This is a genomic window from Streptomyces sp. NPDC031474, from assembly GCF_055581185.1.
In genome coordinates this window covers 251,503-268,668 of the sequence record NZ_JBVIJX010000002.1, presented here as the reverse complement: position 1 = coordinate 268,668, position 17,166 = coordinate 251,503, and the positions used below count along the sequence as shown (strand labels likewise).

Annotated in this window: 7 protein-coding genes; 3 read left to right on the top strand and 4 right to left on the bottom strand. The window is 73.9% G+C overall.

Features of this window, described 5'->3' with window-relative positions; all coding sequences use genetic code 11:
• Window positions 1–93: 93 nt before the first annotated feature.
• Together ACZ5SK_RS04180 and ACZ5SK_RS04175 are read left to right on the top strand one after the other, a co-directional pair.
• Window positions 94–1,296, top strand: coding sequence for a sensor histidine kinase (locus ACZ5SK_RS04180; RefSeq protein ID WP_361704102.1), 1,203 nt, complete (start codon window positions 94–96; stop codon window positions 1,294–1,296).
• Entirely contained in the window at window positions 1,293–1,943 is a 651-nt protein-coding gene (locus ACZ5SK_RS04175) for a response regulator transcription factor (RefSeq protein ID WP_457494908.1), read from the top strand. Before ACZ5SK_RS04180 ends, ACZ5SK_RS04175 begins: the two co-directional genes overlap by 4 nt.
• Before the next feature lie 57 nt (window positions 1,944–2,000).
• On the opposite strand, the gene ACZ5SK_RS04170 is transcribed toward ACZ5SK_RS04175, so the two are convergent.
• Window positions 2,001–3,461, bottom strand: coding sequence for an MFS transporter (locus ACZ5SK_RS04170; protein WP_334582792.1), 1,461 nt, complete (start codon window positions 3,459–3,461; stop codon window positions 2,001–2,003).
• A gap of 114 nt (window positions 3,462–3,575) precedes the next feature.
• Here ACZ5SK_RS04170 and ACZ5SK_RS04165 point away from each other — a divergent pair, with 114 nt between their 5' ends.
• Window positions 3,576–4,031, top strand: coding sequence for a MarR family winged helix-turn-helix transcriptional regulator (locus ACZ5SK_RS04165; protein ID WP_334582793.1), 456 nt, complete (start codon window positions 3,576–3,578; stop codon window positions 4,029–4,031).
• 43 nt (window positions 4,032–4,074) lie between these two features.
• Here the strand turns inward: ACZ5SK_RS04165 and ACZ5SK_RS04160 are convergent, their stop codons facing one another.
• From ACZ5SK_RS04160 to ACZ5SK_RS04150, 3 genes are all read right to left on the bottom strand, one after another.
• Window positions 4,075–4,518 carry a hypothetical protein gene (locus tag ACZ5SK_RS04160; RefSeq protein WP_334582794.1) on the bottom strand — a complete coding sequence of 148 codons (444 nt, stop codon included), beginning with the start codon at window positions 4,516–4,518 and terminating at the stop codon, window positions 4,075–4,077.
• An 84-nt stretch (window positions 4,519–4,602) separates the two neighbouring features.
• Entirely contained in the window at window positions 4,603–14,127 is a 9,525-nt protein-coding gene (locus ACZ5SK_RS04155) for a hypothetical protein (protein WP_457494909.1), read from the bottom strand.
• Window positions 14,128–14,266: 139 nt separating this feature from the next.
• Window positions 14,267–16,915 carry a CHAT domain-containing protein gene (locus ACZ5SK_RS04150; RefSeq protein WP_361704111.1) on the bottom strand — a complete coding sequence of 883 codons (2,649 nt, stop codon included), beginning with the start codon at window positions 16,913–16,915 and terminating at the stop codon, window positions 14,267–14,269.
• Window positions 16,916–17,166: the final 251 nt, after the last annotated feature.

The window sequence follows — 17,166 nt, the reverse complement described above, 5'->3', positions numbered from 1 at the left end:
TCATCGTCCAAGGGCGTCCAAGGGGTTTCTGCCGTGTCCGACCGCGCTCCCGTCCCTTCCTCAGTGTGGACCGCCCGCGGGAGCCGGGGAGCGTTGGCCCGTCTCTCGCATCTGACGTTCTTCCTCGTCGTCGGCGCCGGTCTCGTGCGGCTGGAGCAGCTGAGGATCGGTCTGTGCTGGGACATCGTGTCCGTCAGCGGGCTGCTGGCGCTGGTGTACGCGGGCGGGCTCGCGGCCTGGGACCGGCTGGGGCGGTTCGGCCGGCCGGTGTGGGTCGCGGCGCTGCTGGCGCTGTGGACGGTGCTCGTCCTCCTCGCTCCCGCGTCGCTCACCGCGGCCTACGTGTGGTGCGCGGTGCCGCTGGCCTGTGTGGCGCTGCGCGCTCTCGGCCGCCGGGCGGCCGGGGTGGCGGTGGCCGCGCTCACCGTCGTGCTGGCCGGTCAACTCACCCGCAGCGCCGGTCAGTTCGACCCGGAGATCGTGCTGATCCCGGTGGCCGCGGTGTGGGGCACGGTGTCCCTCTACCGCACCCAGCAGCGCGACGCCGCCGAACGGCTGCGGCTCGTGGAGGAGTTGCGGGGCACCCGGGACGTGCTCGCCCGGCAGCAGCGTGAGGCCGGGGTGCTGGCGGAACGGACCCGGATCGCCCGGGACCTGCACGACACACTGGCCCAGGAACTCGCCGGCGGCGTCATGCTGCTGCAGGCGGCGGAGCGTGACTGGGACACCCGTCCGGACGTGGCGCGGACCCGGGTCCGGGCCGTCGCCGACGGTCTGCACGCCGACCTCGCGGAGACCCGCAGGATCATCCGCGACCTGACGCCGTCCGCCGTCGACGAGGCCGGTCTGGAGGGCGCGCTGCGGCTGCTGTGCGCTCGCGCGCAGGCGGAAGGAGCGGCGGCCCGGGTGCGGTTCCGGTCGCTGGGCACACCCCGCCCCGCCGTGGACGGCCGGACGGCCGCGACCCTGTTCCGGGTCGCCCAGAGCACCCTGGCCAACGTCCGTGAACACGCCCGCGCCCGGAACGTCCTGGTCACCCTGCACGGGCACGCCGACCGGGTGGAGCTCGAAGTACGGGACGACGGAGCGGGGTTCGACGCGGCCCGGGGCGCCGTCGCTTCGGGTCCGGGCCGTGGGCTCGGACTTCCGGCGGCCCGGACCCGGCTGCGCGAGTGCGGCGGCGATCTGGAGGTCGGCAGCGCGCCCAGGCGGGGTACCTGGGTGCGGGCCACGGTGCCCGCGTCGTCACCGGCCCGGCCGCCGGTGGGCGCGCCGAGTGCGGTGGCCGCCCGGTGACCGGCACTGCGTTGCGTCTGCTGCTGGCGGACGACCATGCCGTCGTCCGGGCCGGGCTGCGCGCCCTGCTGGAGGGTGAGCCGGACCTGGAGGTGGTCGCCGAGGCGGGCGCCGGGGAGGAGGCCGTGCGGCTGGCGGCTGCGCTGGTCCCGGACGTGGTGCTGATGGACCTGCGGTTCGCGGGCGGCGGCGGGGCCGGGATCGATGGGATCGAGGCGGTGCGCAGACTGCGGGTCGCGGCGCCGGACGTCCCTGTGGTGATGCTGACGAGTTACTCGGGGCGGGTCGATGTCGTGCGGGCGCTGGAGGCAGGGGCGCGGGGCTATGTCCTGAAGGCCGGTCCGCCCGAGGAGCTGTTCCGGGCCGTGCGCGGCGCGGCCGCCGGAGCGCTCGGCCTCGCCGCGGACGTGGTGGGCGAGCTGGTCGCCCAGGTGCCCTCTCCGGAGCGGGAGTTGAGTGGGCGGGAGGTGGAGGTGGTGCGGCTGCTGGCGGACGGGCTGAGCAACCGTTCCATCGCCGAGGCCCTGTTCCTGAGCGAGGCCACCGTCAAGACGCACCTCGTGCGGGTCTACCGCAAGCTGGGCGCGGACAACCGCGCGGCCGCGGTGTCGGAGGCGGTGCGCCGGGGGCTGCTGGACCTCGCGTGAGACGTACGACGAGGGGGCGCCCGGCAACGGGGGCGCCCCCTCGTCGTCTCTCGCGGCTCAGACCTTGGCCTGCTCCGGCGCGAGGGCGGGGTCGCCCGGGTCGGCCGGGTTCTCGTCGGCCACCGTGGTACGGGCGGCTGGGATGACGGCGGCGATGGCCGCGGAGACCAGGGCGAGTCCGCCGCCGACGAGGAGCGCGGTGCGGAAGCCGTCCTCGGAGGCGAAGGTGTGGCCGCCCATGGTCGTGGTCATCTGGGCGAGGATCACACCGATGACGGCGGAGCCGATCGAGGTGCCCAGGGAGCGCATGAGGGCGTTGAAGCCGTTGGCGGCGGCGGTCTCCGTGATCGGGACCGAGCTCATGATCAGGGCGGGCATGGCGCCGTAGGCGAGGCCCACACCGCTGCTGGTGATGATCGTGACCAGCATGACGCCCCAGGCGGAGCCGATCAGGGCCATGGAGGCGAAGTAGCCCGCGGCCAGGACCAGGGTGCCGCAGACCAGGGTGAGCTTCGGGCCGCGGGCATTGGTGAGCTTTCCGCCGAGCGGGGAGACCAGCATCATCATCAGACCGCCGGGCGCGATCCACAGGCCGGCCGCGAGCATCGACTGGCCGAGGCCGTAGCCGGTGGCCTCGGGGAACTGCAGCAGCTGCGGCATCACCAGCATGCTCGCGTACATGCCGAAGCCGACGAAGACCGAGGCGACGTTGGTCAGGAGCACCCGGGGGCGGGCCGTGGTGCGCAGGTCGACCAGCGGGTCGGTGGTGCGGACCTCCCACAGGCCCCAGGCGAGCAGCGCCACGACGGCGACGGCGAAGAGGCCGAGCGTGGTGGCCGAGCCCCAGCCCCAGTCGGCGCCCTTGGAGACCGCCAGCAGCAGGGCGACCAGGCCGACGCCGAGGCCGATCGCGCCGGGCAGGTCGAACCGCTGCCCCTTGGCGCCGGCCGGGACGTCGGGGACGAGCAGGTAGATCAGCACGGCGACGACGGCGGCCAGGGCGGCGGAGCCCCAGAACAGCGCGCGCCAGTTCGCGTACTGGGCGACCGCGGCGGCCAGCGGCAGCCCGATGGCGCCGCCGATGCCCATGGAGGCGCTGACCAGCGCGATGGAACCGCTGAGCTTCTCGGCCGGCACGACGTCGCGCAGCAGGGCGATGCCGAGGGGCACCATGCCCATGCCTATGCCCTGCAGACCGCGGCCCACGATCATCGTCACGACGTCGGAGGCGAACGCGCACACCACCGAGCCGACGATCAGCGGCACGGAGCAGGCGAGCAGCATCCGGCGCTTGCCCAGCAGGTCGCCGAGACGGCCGACGACCGGCACGCACACGGCCGCCACCAGCAGGGTGACCGTGATCACCCAGGCCGCGTTCGAGGACGTGGTGTCCAGGATCTGCGGCAGTTCGGCGATGAGGGGCGTGACCAGGGTCTGCATGATCGCCGCGGTGGTGCCGGCGAAGGCGAGCGTGGCGATCACGGCTCCTGGGCGGGCCGTGGTCTGGGGGGCGTCCATGGGTGGACTCCTCGGTGGTGTCTGGGGATCGGCGGTGAAGGATGTGCATCGTACATGTCGTATGCATCAAGCACATGATGTGGGAGGTGCACAGGGGTGTGCCACGATGGCCCCATGGAGTCGCCGACACACGAGGTCGAGTACGAGCAGATGCTGCTCAGCCGCCACACGTTCCTGAACCAGCGGGGCGGCCGGCGCAAGAACAGCCTCATGGAGCGCAGCGCCTACATCATGCTGAGCCGGATCCGGGTCCAGGGACCCATGTCGATCGGCGAGCTCAGCGACGCCTTCGGCCTGGACGCCTCGACCCTCAACCGGCAGACCGCGGCGGCGATGCGGGCAGGCCTGATCGAGCGCATCCCGGACCCGGAGGGCGGGATGGCCCGCAAATTCCGGCTCACCGACGAGGGCGCCCGGCTGCTGGACGCCGAGCGCGAGGGAATCGTCGAGGTCCTGGACGAGGTGATGCACGACTGGCCGGACGAGGACAGAGCCGCCTTCGCCGCCTATCTGCGGCGCTTCAACAACGGCATCGAGGCCGTCGGCGGCCGCCCCTGGCCGCGCCCCTGACGGCCCGCGCCGACGACGTCTTCGGGTTCAAGAGCTGACGGGCTCAGCCCAACTGCTGGATGGTGCCGCCGAGTTTGGGCCGGAACTGCTCCAGCAGCTTCGGCTTGGCGCTGACGACCCAGCGGGAGCCCACGAGGTACTTGCCGCCGTAGATGCTGGCGGACTCCAGCCAGGTCTCCTTGTACTGCTCCTCGGGGAAGGTGGTGATGAGGTAGTCGGCCTCCGCCGTGTGGCAGACGCCCTGGCGCAGCTCGTCCGCCTCGATGCGGATCTTGGCGGTGCAGCCGGTCAGGCCCGCGATCACCTCGACCTTCGCCGGCGCCACGACCCCGGCCGCCGGAGCGGCGGTCACCGCCGTGGGCGCCGGCGTGCTCTTCGCGGACGCGTCGTCCTCGCCGCCGCTGCACGCGGTGGCGAGGGGAAGCAGGGCCAGGCTGCCGGCCAGTGCGGCACCGCGCACGAGGCGGGCCGTGGACTGCTGAAGCACGTACAACTCCGTTTTCGGCGCGCTTCCCGGCCACGCCTGTGGCCGGGCGTTCGCGAAGAGATACGGGTCAGCGGCCGTGGCCGTTCATTCGATGTCCTCCTCCAGAACGAGTCGGGCGAGGTCCCGCTGGGCGGCGGGGACGACGCCGGTATGCGCCAGCAGCGGGATCGGGACGTTCATGGCGTTGCTCAGCGAGGTGTGCAGCTGGTCGCGCTGGCCGGGGTCCAGCTCGGACTGGGCGGTGGCCTCGCCCTTCGGCGGGTGCAGGGCCCGGCCCAGGGCCGCCAGCGGCGACAGCCAGTCGGCGCCCTTCGACAGGTCCTCGCCCGGCGGCAGGTCGCCCACCGCCGCGAGAGCGGCACGGGCCACGGGCGCATCGGTGTGCTCGTCTCCCGCGCCGTCGGTCTGGCTCAGCAGCCCGTTGCCGTAGGAGCGAACGGTGTGCAGCTGGGTGTCGTCCAGCTCGGCCGGGAACCGCAGCCGCGCCAGGCGGGGGTCGGCGGCCAGCCGTTCGAGCGCGGCCCAGGACCGGACCAGCGGCTCCACATGCAGCGAGCGGGTCGCCCGCAGCCCCAGGTGATGGGCGAGCAGGACCGCGCCCCTGGCATGCGACGGGCTGCTTCGGCCGTGCCGCTCCAGCAGCAGGGTCGCCGCCAGGACGTCCGTCAACTCCAGATCCAGATCGGCCGCCTCGGGATCGGCGATCAGGTGGTACGCGGCCGCTCCGTGCTCGGTGAGCCAGCGCCGCAGGGCCAGGCGGGCGTCGGGCGAGAGCGGGGCCCCGGGTGCGCGCGGCAACCGATAGGCCTCGGCGACGACGTCCCGGGCGGCGCACGTCGCGAGCACTGCCGCCTGTTGTGCGGCCGCGGTCGTCGCGAAGTCCACGGCGAGGCGTTTCGGCAGGTCCACCCGGTGCCGGCGGCTGCCGACCGGCACCACGCCGACGGCGCCCCGGCCGTGCCCGGTGTCCAGCCGTTCCACCTCGCACCACAGCTGTTCGCCCGACCGTACGCCTTCCTCCTGGGCGGGCCGCAGTTGCACGAGGACTCCGGTGGGCAGGGCGCGCGCCACCCTCGGCTGCGGTCCGTCCGCCGTCCGCTCCCGGTCCTTGCCGGGGGCGACCCGGAGCCGGGTGCCCGGGCGCAGCGCGAGCCGCGCGCGCTCCACGTCGCGCACGTGCAGCACCGACACCGTGTCGTCGGCGAGTCGGCGGACGCGCACGGGCCGTGCGCCGTCGACGAGTGCGGCGCGCAGCTCCCCGGCCGTGGGGTCGGGCAGCCACGAGGCCCGCTCGGCCGGCATCCAGTGCCAGCGCCGGTCGCGGTCCGCCTCCAGCAGCAGACCGTGCGGCGGGCGGTCGGGCCCGTCCGACGGGACCAGCACCCCGCGCGGCGTGGCGTGCAGTTCGTCCGCGTGGGGTGACAGCGGGGCGAGCGGCAGACGGACGTGGAGCACCGGGCCGGCGCCGGTCTGACCGCCGCGGTCGCCGGGCAGCGTCGACTGGCACCACAGCCGCTGGCCTCGTCGGTTCTCCTGCGCCTCGTGCGGCGAACGGCCGCTGAGGAAGCGGGCGGCCTCGACGGCGAGCTGCTCCGGGAGCCCGGGCACGACCTCCCGCATGGGCAGCAGATGCAGCGCTCCCCCGCAGCGCACCACGAGGTCGCCGCCGGCCTCGGCCAGCGCGGTGCAGAGCATCGTCGCTCTCTCCGGCAGCGTCCCGGCCGGCTGGAGCCGTCGGGACACGATGACGCACTCCTCGCCCCACTCCTCGACGGTCACCGGCAGAGCCTCCAGCTGCTCCAGCAGCGCCGCCGGCCCGCCGGCGAGCAGGTCGCGCAGCCAGCCTCCGCCGGGCCATCCGGCCGCGTCCTCGCTCAGCGCGACCCGGCGGTGCGGCAGGCCGAGGAGGGTCGGCTCGCCCTGCGGGTCGAGGCCGAGCAGGGCGCAGTCGCCGGGCGCCGGACCCGCTTCGGGGGCGCCGGAGAGGGTGTTGGCAGCGCTGTTCAGGACGACCGCCGTCGCCCCGGGCAGCGCGGAGTGCAGGGAGCCGCCCGGGGCGAGCGCGGTGGCGGGGTCGATCACGGGGTAGCGGCAACGGAAGTGCCGCACGCCCAGCTCGACGCCGTTCCTGCCGGGCAGCGGTCGGACGGGCAGCCACACCCGGTCCCGCAGGCCGGCCGACCAGGCGGCGCGTGCGCCCGGGCGCCAGTCCGACAGCCGCAGCTCGCGCGGTGCGGCGAGCGCGCCCCGGACGACCTCCAGGCGCACCTGGTCGCCCGGTCCGAAACGGTCCCAGGAGAGATCGTCCAGCGGGTGACCGGCGGGGCCCGTGACCAGCCGGCCGTGGACCTCGATGACGGCACCGGGACTCAGTTCGAGCCACAGACCGTAGGCGGCGCCCCTGTTGTCCCGTGCCGGTCCGGCCACGGTGTACCAGGCGGAGCCGGCCGGCCGCGGCACTTCGGTCAGCGTGGTCGCGGGCAGGGCGAAGTTCCTCAGCAGCCGGTCCGACCGGTAGCGCAGGGTCCAGCCGCCGTTGCCGTCGTCGTCGAAGAAGACGGGCGCGCGCCAGCGCTCGGCGGCGCGGGTCCCGGCGGCGCCGTCCGGCCGGGGCTTGGCCCAGTGGGCGCGCAGGTCCTCCACGGAGCCGTCGGCGAAGCTGAGCCGGGACCAGGGGACGGGGCCCTCCGGGGCCTTGCTGCCGCCGAGCCGGAGGGGCCTGAGAACGGCCTCCGCGCTGTTCTTGTTCCCCGTGTCGACCCGCGCGGCCCGCACCTGGGCGCGGGGTCCTGGAGGCACGGCCGTCACCTTGTCGCCGGAGCGGAGCAGCATCGCGGTCTGGGGCAGCCCGGCGTCGTGGAGGCGGTGCGCGAGTGCCTCGGCCACTCCGACGGACAGGGCAGGCAGCCCTCGCACCCGGAACGCGGCGCGGCTGTCGCCGCGGTTCGAGGACGCCTCGACGAGCGCGACACGGCCCCGCCCGTCCCGGTGCAGATAGGCGTGGTCCGGTCGCTGGGCCAGGCCGACGAACAGTCCTTCGCCGCGCGGGTAGAGCCGGACGAGCGCACCCTTGCCCACCTCGTCGGCGAACTTCCAGGAATTCTGGGGCAGTTCGAAGACGACACCGGGCAGGACCTCCACCGTCCGCCCCCGCTCGTCGGCGACCACCGCGAGCAGCGATCCTCCGGCCTGCCGTACGGCGCTGACGAGCGTACGCGCGTCCCTGGCGGGCGCGGAGGTGAGTCTGCCCCGCCAGGTGCCGGGCGTCGTGCCCTGACTCACCTCGACCAGGAAGACGACTCCCCGGTACCGAAGGGCCGGGTCGGGCTCGTCGGCTGCGCCGTTGCCGTCGCCGCCGACCTCGTCGTGGATGCGGGGCAGCAGGTTGGGCCGTACGGAGAAGTCACGGGGGTACACCCGCACCTTCAGCTCGGTGCCCTCGGGCTGGCGCACCGACTCGGGCAGCTTCAGGGTGAGGTACGTGCTGTCGGCGGTGCGTGTGATGCCGTCCGCGACCATGAAGAGGCGGTTCCTGGCGGGGCCTCTTCCGTCGTGCGCCCCGATGAACCGGGGTTCCACGTAGCGGAAGGTCCGCACCACGCCGTTGGTCTTGAGGTACTGGTCGCGGTCGAATCGGGCCAGCACGCACAGTTCCGTCGCCTGGGCGCTGTCCCCCAGCAGCCGCAGCACCTTCTCCCGGTCGGGCCTGGTGAGGTGGGCTGCGATGTTCACGTCCTGGAACCGCTCGTCGGCCCTCGGCAGGAAACGGGGCGTCAGCCTGACCCGGCGAATCCGCACCTCGCCGGTGCTCGGGTCGGCGAAGACGGTGACCTGGTGGAGGAAGCCGTCGTCCTGTGCCTCCTGTGCGACCCGGGTACCGGCCTGGACCCGGATGTCGCCCGACCGGAAGTCCACCGTGACCCGGCCGGACGCCTGCTCGCGGTACCTCAGGCGCACCAGCTGGTCGCCGTGGAACAGCGGGAACGCCTCGCCGCAGGGCTTGCCGTCGCAGGTGAGTTCACCGGGGCGCAGCGCGACCGTGTAGCCCCGCCCCCACTCGAAGTGCCACAGGGTCTCCCCGCCCTGCCGGAAGGTTCCCACGTAGTGCAGCCTGCGGCGCAGTTCGCACACGCGGCCCTTCTTCGCGGACAGCGTCGTGGCCAGGTAGCGGGCGAACTGCGCCGCGTCGAGCGGCGGCACCTGGCGGGACGAGGCGACGAGTTCGCCGTTCTCCACGACGACCTGCGCCCTGACGTCTTTCTGGGAGTACCGGACCGCGCGTACGAAGGGAACGTCGTCGCGGCGTACCGGGAGCCGGTACACGCCCACGATCAGCGTTCTGCCGCTGAGGTCGCCCTTTACCGTCTGGGGTTCCCCGTCGTCGTAGGCCTGGCGCCAGAGGTCGTTCTGGGTGCGCGGCCGGTCCGGGGCGGCCTTCGACGCGGCGCGGGGGCGGGGGCCCACGTCGAAGCCGCGGCGCAGCGCGATCAGGCTCGGACTCCCGTCGGCCGGCTCGTCCTCGTGGGGGCCGTCCGAGGCGATCTCGAAGTGGATCCCGGTGATCGGGACCTTGCCGGCCACGATCGTGCGGGCCAGGGCGGAGGGCACGGTGCCCACCACCGCGGACGTGCCGATCCGTGCGAGCACCAGCTTCATCTCGCCGGAGCGGACCTGGCAGGTGCCGACGGTGCCGCGCACGTTGGCCCGTGGGCGGGGGCGTTCGGCCGGGGGCGGGGCCAGGACGATCTCGCCGGTGCGCCGCTGGGTGTACAGCGCGGACTCCGGGTCCCCGGGGCGGCTGACGAGCCCCTGGAACTCCCACGACTGCCCGGGCAGCTCCGAAACCCTCCGCACCTGGTGCAGCGGGGTACCGCGTACCTGTCGCGGGGTGAACAGCCAGCCGTCCTGGGTGCGTGTGCCGCGGAACGTGGTGCCGGCGTCACGGACGGGTGCGCGGAAGGAGGCGGCGGGCAGCACGCACAGCCGCGGCTCCTCGCCCGGCGCGCGCAGCCAGACGTCGTAGGAGTCGACCGAGCCGTCGAGCAGCGGAATCAGCTGGACGACGACCCCTTCCAACCCGGTGTCGGGAGGTGTGCTCGTCCCGAGGCGCGCGCACAGGTCCCGGTCCTGGAGGGGGACGGCTTGCGCGTCGGACCGCGCGGCGACGGGGGTGACCCGCGTGACGCTCAGTGTGAGGCCGTCGGGGATCCTGTCCTCGAAGAGCAGTCCGGAGCGCTCCAGCAGGACCGGGAAGCCCTCTCCGGCCGTGGCCCCGACCGTCGGCGTCGTGGCGCCGGGCCGGCCCAGGGACCGCACCGGGAACGTGTCGCCCGGTTCGACCCGCCAGAACGCGTCGAACCGCACCCCGCTCGGGGGCTGTTCGGCGTCCTTCAGGCGCTGGACGGGCAGCAGGTCGCCGATCACCCTGACGTCTCGGGCGGCCTGCTCGTCCCAGGGCCGCGGCTGGAACAGCCGCACCTCGTCGTGGCCGGACTCCACTCCCTCGACGGTCACCCGGGCCGGAAAGCCCACGCCCGTCGGATAGCCGGCGAGGTCGTCGACCTGCACCTGCCAGACCAGGATCTTGTCCGCCCTGGTGTCGTCCCGCTGGGCGGTGGCCCGCCACGGCCGTGCCTCGGGTTCGTTGAAGAGAGCCAGCCAGTCGACGTTGCGGGTGTCGCGGCCCTCGCCCGAGGCGAGGGCGGGCCAGCGCTCCTCCGCTCCGGCGGGCGGGTCCGGGAGCAGGTCCAGCCGTGGATCGGGCCCCTCGCCCAGCGCCACATAGACGAGCATGCCGGGGGCGGGCACGGCGCCGTTCTCCTGAAGTTCGTCCTGTTCGCCGGCGAGCGGTTCGCGCGCCGTGGGGGTGAGGACGGCGGTGAGCGCCTCGGGGTCCGCCCAGTCCTGGGGCCGCAGCAGATAGCTGCGGCCGGCGACGGTCGAGAAGCGCCGCGCCTCGGACTCCTCGGGGCTGTCGGTCTCCGCGTGCCCCGCGTACACCAGGACCGTCGCGCGCCGGCCGTCCGGATCCCGGTACGGCAGGTCGGCGGCGACGAGTTCGGTCAGCGAGCGGTCGACGGGCAGCCAGCTGCCCGTCGTCGCGTCCCAGCGTGCGAGGGTGGCGAGGGCGGCCGGGGCGGCGTTGTGGCCCGGCCGGGCGACCACCTGCGAGAGGTCCGGCTCCCAGGGCACGGCGGCGGCCCCGCCGTCGACCGCGTCACCCGGCACGCCGTCCACGGTGACGCGCACCTTGCCGTCGTCGTTGCGGACGCGCGCGGTGCGCACCTCGCCGTCGCGCGGATCGGCGCGTCCCGCCCGGCGCGCCGTGTCGCCGACCGCCTGTTGCCAGGCCTCACTCGCCTGGTCCCACACCACCTGCACCACGCAGGGTTCGCCGACGTCCAGTTTCCCACCGTCCTCGGCGAACAGCGGCGACCCGGCGCCCCAGTTGATCCGTACGCCGGCCGGTGCGGCATCGCGCGCGCAGACCATGCCCAGGACGGTCCGGGACCGCGGGACGTTGCGCCATGCCGCGAGGCGCGCCTGTCGTTCGTCCGGGGAGAGGGCCCCGAGATCGGTGGCCCCGGAGCCGTCCCACCCGCTCTCCTCGGGCTCCAGCTTGCTGGGGCCGAGACCGGACCACGACTCCCCGGTCCGGTGGCGCACGCCCCGGGCGACGACCAGCCGGGGGTCCGCCCGCTCGTCACCGGGACGGCCCGGCAGGCTCAGCGCATACTGCTCCCACGAACTGACGAACGCGTCCCCCAGCGTCTTCCCGGGGTCGGACGTCAGTGGTTCGGTGGCCGCCGCGGCGACGAACGCGCGGACCTGCGCGTCGACATCGGCGCGGGACCGTCGCCCCTCGATCACCTCCCACGGACCGGTCGTGGGCTCAAGGGCCCGCTGCGCGTGCCAGTTACGGCGGCGGATCGCCTTGAGGGCCTGTTTCCGCAGCCGGTTCATCCCTTCGGGCGGCAGCGGCTGCGCGGCGTCGGGGCCGGGCCTCAACGCCTCCTCCGACAGCAGGATCTGGTAGTAGCGCGGGGCTTCGGCGCTGAAGGCCACGACGCCGGCGACGACCCGTTCCAGGACCTGCCGGACACGGTCCTGGGCGTCCACGCCCCGGTCCGGTGTCCGGAACATCTCCAGGGCCGCCCTGCGGATGAAACGGCCCAGGTGGTTTCTGTGGGTGACGCTGTCCATCAACCGCAGCCAGGATGTGAGCCACTGCTCGCCGTGGCTGATGGTGTCCGGCTGCTCCGCCTGCAGCAGGGCCGCCACCCGGAGCGTCCGCAGGGTCAGCGGGACGGCGCCGATGTTGGTGAGGAACCGCTCGAACGGCTCCCGGTAGTGCTGCCACTCCTGCGGATCGAACGGGTCGGGGACGAGCAGTTCGATGTTCTCGTGGTTGTGCTGCCACATCTGGGCCGGGTAGCGCTCGGCGACCAGCAGATCGTCCAGGCGCAGGCCCGGCGGTATCGCCTCACCGCGCCGGCGAGCGGCCACCCGCGGCCCGTGGTGCCTTGCGACGAGCTGGTCCAGCCGGTCCGGCGCCATCCAGTCCCGGTCGATCTCGGCGAGGGCCGCCGTGACGAGATCCGGCGTGAAGTCCTCGCCGAGCGACCTCAGGAACGGCTTGGTGGACGTGTACTTCTGCCGGCGGGCGCTCTTGCCCTCCTTCTGCGCCTGCTCCGCGGTGGCCCCGTCCTCCGCCCGGTCGATGGGCAGGAGCCGGTCTACGGCCGTCGTCAGCACCCGGCGGGCATGGGGCACAGTGCCGTCGAACCAGCGCGGCCCGTGGGCCTCGTCCGTGCTGGTGAGCCGGGCGCCGGCCGCGGAGTCCGTGATCCAGTCCCGTGCCCCGTTGAACGCGGGGCGCGAGAACAGCTGGTACCACTGGGTCTTCTCCTGGACCTCGCTGACGTCGCCGGGGCCGTCGATCAGGAAGTCCGCGAACAGCGACACGGGCACCTCGGAGTACAGGCCCCGCCCGGCGCGTCCCACGGTGAGATGGCTGTGCATCACCAGCGCGGCCAGGCGGACGTCCACGGTCAGCTCGTCCGGACGGGACTGGGTGCGCAGGGCGGTGAGGAAGAACCGGCAACTGGGGTCGGTGAGGACGTCCTTGACGTGGAACAGGAAGGCGACGGCCGGGTCGGTCGGCCGCCGCCCGTCGAAGTCCAGGGGCGGGACCGGGTCGTGGGCCTCGCGCAGGAGTCGCACCGCGACCGGGGCCAGCGCCGTGACCCGCAGCAGGTCGAGGTGGTCCCAGCTCCGGTACCAGGTGGTCGGGGACTCCCTCTTGGGCTTGACGGAGAAGCGGTTGTCGGCCCGCCACATCCAGGGCGAGCACACCACGTGCGGCGGGAGGCCGTCCGGGTCGTCGCGCCAGGTGACCGCGGGCGCTGCTGCGGGCCGGTAGGGCTTGCGCGCCATCGTGCCGATCCAGTCGACGGCCGTCTGCCGCTCGGAGTCGGTCGCCTCGGCGGACGGCAGAACGGCCAGCGCGCCTGCGAACAGGGTCCGGTTCTCGTACCAGGCGGGCGCGCCCCACCAGCGCGCGGCCGAGGCCAGCGCCTGGGCGGGCGCGTCCTCGGCGAACAGCTCCCACAGGACCAGCTGCCACAGGGTGGTACGCACCCGTGCGTCCGAGAGGCCGACCGACCCACAGCCCAGCCGGGCCAGCACCTCCTTTCCGCGCGCCCCGACACCGCGTCTGTCCCCCGCCCAGCCACGCAGCAGCAGGCCGGTGCCCAGCTCGGTCTCGAAGCGCGTCGCGAGGTCCTCCAGGACCTCCACGTCCTGCGAGTCCTCGGCGGATGCGTGGTCCCCGTCGTGGGGGCGGGCGGGGAACCAGGACCGGGCGGCGGCCGTCAGCAGATCGGGTTCGAGGTCCGCCGAGCCCTGCCCCGCGTGCCACACGGCCGTGCGGACGGCGTCGTCCGCCTCCTCGGGGGAGGCGGCCAGCACGGCGTCGACGGCGACGAGCAGCGGCAGCCGTCCCAGCCGGTTCGCCAGCGCGTCGGTGACGACCTCGGGGCGGTCGTCCCCCACGCACAGCCTGGCGGCGTCGTCCGGGTCCTGCGCGACGGCGGCCACGAGCAGGGTGAGGGCGAGCGTCTCGAGCACGGTGCCGTCGACGTCCTGGTAGGGGGTCGCCTCGGTGGGCACGGACCTGGTCCGCTGGTCGCATTCGCTCAGCAGTTTGGCGACCCGCTCGACGTACCCCGGGTGGTGGGAGCCGTCGAGGGCCTCTTTCAGCAGGTCGCTCAGTTGCTGCCGGGTGCCGGCCTCAGCGGGGGCCGCCCACTCGACGAGGCCCTCGCAGAGGCGGGTGGCCATGGCCAGCGCGGCCGCACCGAGCGCGCCTCCGCCGGCCTCGGCGTCACCCTGCCCGCCGCCGTGCTCCGGCCGTCGCGCCGCCGCGAGGACGTGGGCGAGTCCGTGCAGCCGCAGCGACGGCTCGCACTCCACCAGTTTCTCCACGGCGGCGGCCAGTTGGTGCTCGTCGCTCTTCTTCGAGCGCAGGATCTCCAGGATGTCCAGGTAGTCGGCGCTCTGCCGGATGGTGAGACCGAGACAGGAACAGAGGTACCAGGCAGCGAGCACGGACTCTCCTCGTGTGTCGATGAGGGATGGTGACGAAGGTGGTCGAACGGCGGTGATGAGACGTCGGCGATCAGACGGAGACGGTCAGGCGGAGGCGGTCGGACGGTGGCGGTCAGGCGGAGGCGGCGAACGGCGGCGGTCAGGCGGAGGCGGCGAACGGCGGGTGGGGGGTGAAGAGCGCGCGGCGCAGCCCTTCGGCGAAACGGAGGTTGTCGCCGTCGGGTTCGGCGGGTTCCTCGTGGAAGCCGACGGCTCGCCGCATCCAGTCGGCGGGTTCGCCCCTCAGCAGCCGCACGGAGGCCGCCTCCAGCGGGCGGGACGCGAGCGCCGCCCAGCCCGCGGGTGACAGTCGTCCGTCGGGGAACTTCGGCTCGGCGGGGGCCAGTTCACGGATCGACAGGGACTGGCCAACGCCGGCCCGCAGCGCGGTGGCCGCGGCTTCGTAGCTGCGCAGACCGAGCAGGAACTCCAGGTCGGCGGCTCTGCCCTCCGCCGTGTCACGGCCCTTGGGCGCGGAGCGCAGATAGGCGAACACCCGGCGCAGGTCCTGGGGGACCAGGTTGTTCCAGAGCGGTCCCGGGACGGCCCGCGCGGGATCGTCGCCACGACGAAGGAGTCCCAGCGCCACGCGGGTCCGGACCGGCTCGGGGAACAGGGCGGGCGGCAGCGACAGCGGGTCGATCGGCTTGGCGCCCTCGGCGGGTTCGCCGCTCGCGGTGGGAAGCCCTTCCGCGGCGGCGAGCCAGACGTCCAGGTGATCCTCCCGGGTGGCCGCGGCGGCCAGCGAGGCGTAGCGCTCCTCGTCGTCGTCCCGCTCCCGTGCGAGCACGGTGAGCAGTGCCTCGACCTCGGGTCGTGTGCCCACTCGGAACACCTCGCTCGCCAGGAACGCCGGATCCGCCAGCAGATCGGAGTCCTCGTCGTCCGCCTCCAGCTCCGCGATGAACGCGCGCGCGGCGTTCAACCGCTGCTCGGCCGCATCCTGCTGACCCCTTTTCCGCTTGTAGCGGTCGGCCCGGGCGCGGGCCGTCAGCCGTCCGGAGGATGCGGCATCGGGGTGTACGGCGGCGTCCGCGTCCCTGGGCCGACCGGTTTCCGTGGCGGTGCGCCAGGAGGTGTCCCCCCATCGCACCCGGGTCAGCACCGCCGGCGCGATCCCCGAGCCGTCGTCCCGGGCGGGCAGCGACCCGGCCGCCTCTTCGGCCGCACCGAGCAGGGCTTCCTCGTCGTCCCCTCGGACATGCAGCAGCACTGCCGCGCCGGGGAGCAGCGAGGCGACCGCCCGCATGAGGTCCACGGCGGGACGGACGGCGCCCGAAGCGCAGCCCCGGGGCGCGTCCCAGCACACCACGAACCCTGTCGAGGAACCGTCGGGGTGCGCCTTCAGGTGCGCGTTCCAGCCGTACGGGCGGGAGACCAGGAGGTTCAGCGCGTCCGGGGAGCCCGGGATCTCCGCGCCGTCGCACTGCAACTCGTACCACTGCCGCCGGGGTAACAGCGCGGTCCCGGTCGCCCGACGTCCGGGGGGTGTGGTGGCGGGCGCCAGCGGGCCGTACTCCACGCGGTCGAGTTCGTCGGCGAGCCGGGTGTCGGGCCGGTCGGCCAACACGCCGCGGATCGGCCCCCGGTCGAGGCCCCACAGGACGTCGAGCCGGCACGGACCCTCGTCGTATACGAGTCGGCCCGCCGTGGCCCGCTCCCCCGACACGGCCGGGAACGCCGTGAGTTCCTCGCGCGCCACGGCCGGCGCCGGTGCCCGGAACCGGGCGTCCGGCGCGGACTCGGAGGTGTGGAGCACGGGGAGCCATCCGGGCTTGCCCACCTCGTCGCGGGCCCGGGCCAGCGCGTTCTCCACGGAGTCGCCGTCCTTCAGCCCGGCCAGGAACTGCCGGGTCAGCTCGGCCGCCACCTTGTCGTCCACCAGGCCGCGTATCCCGATCACCCACGGGACCCCGCCGTCGACGAGAGTCCCGGCCACGCTGCTCCAGCCGCTCGGCGTGTCGACGGCGCCGGAGCCTGCCTCGGTGGCCGTATGGCATGCGGCGAGGACGGCGACCTGCACCTTCGCGGCGTACAGGACGCGGGCGAGGTCGGTCGCGGTCATCAGCTCCAGGTCCTCCCGGCCGCCGGGCCCGGTGAGCACGATGCCGTCGGCGGTGCCGTGGCCGCCGAACACGAACGCCCAGGCCTGGGTGGCGAGGACGTCGCACAACTCGTCGCGGCTGACGGGATCCCGGGTCACCACCGGCTCGTAGCGTGTGCCCTGGAGCCGATCGGCCGCCTGCACGGCGCTGATCGCGGAGATGTGCCCGCCGACACCGGGCTTGCGCTCCTGGAGTCCGAAGCGGCCGTGGCGGTCGAAGACGTCCAGCGCGGTGGCCACGACCACCGGCCCGGTCTCGCGGGCGAAGGCTTCCGCTTCCGGCGGCCGGAAGGAGCGGACACGCCTGCGCGCCACGGACACCGCCTCGTGGCGGTACAGAAACCGCCGTTCCGGTCCGCCGCCCGCGGTGTTCACCTCCACGGAGCAGATCTCCCAGGGGACGGCGGCCAGTTCGGGGTCGGTGGTCTCGATGCACAGCCGGACTCCGGCCCGCCGCTGCCGGGCGTCCTCCAGGGCGGCCCGGAAGCGGGCGGCGACGAGCTTGGGAAGCAGCGCGCTCCCCATGATGCTCGCCATGTCGGAGTCGGTGACGCCGAGTTCGTCGAACCTCTCCGCGAACTGCCGTACGTTCTCGATGTGAAGCGACCTGCCCGGGACCCGGACCTGGTCCTCCACCGCGTACACGTCGAAACAGAGCCTCCCGGAACCGCCCCCGGTGTCACCCGTACCGTCCGTCGGGTATGTCCGGACCAGGCGAACGGTGAAGTCCCGGTACTCACAAGGCCTGTTCTGCCCGACCACCGTGCCGTGCCCCCTCGCCCGGGCCTCAGGCCCCGGTGACGTCTTCGGACGGCCGAGGCGAGGCGCGCTCTCATCCCCCAGATTACGTACCGATGAACAGATTTGTGTGAGAAAAGGTTCTCCTTGACAGGACT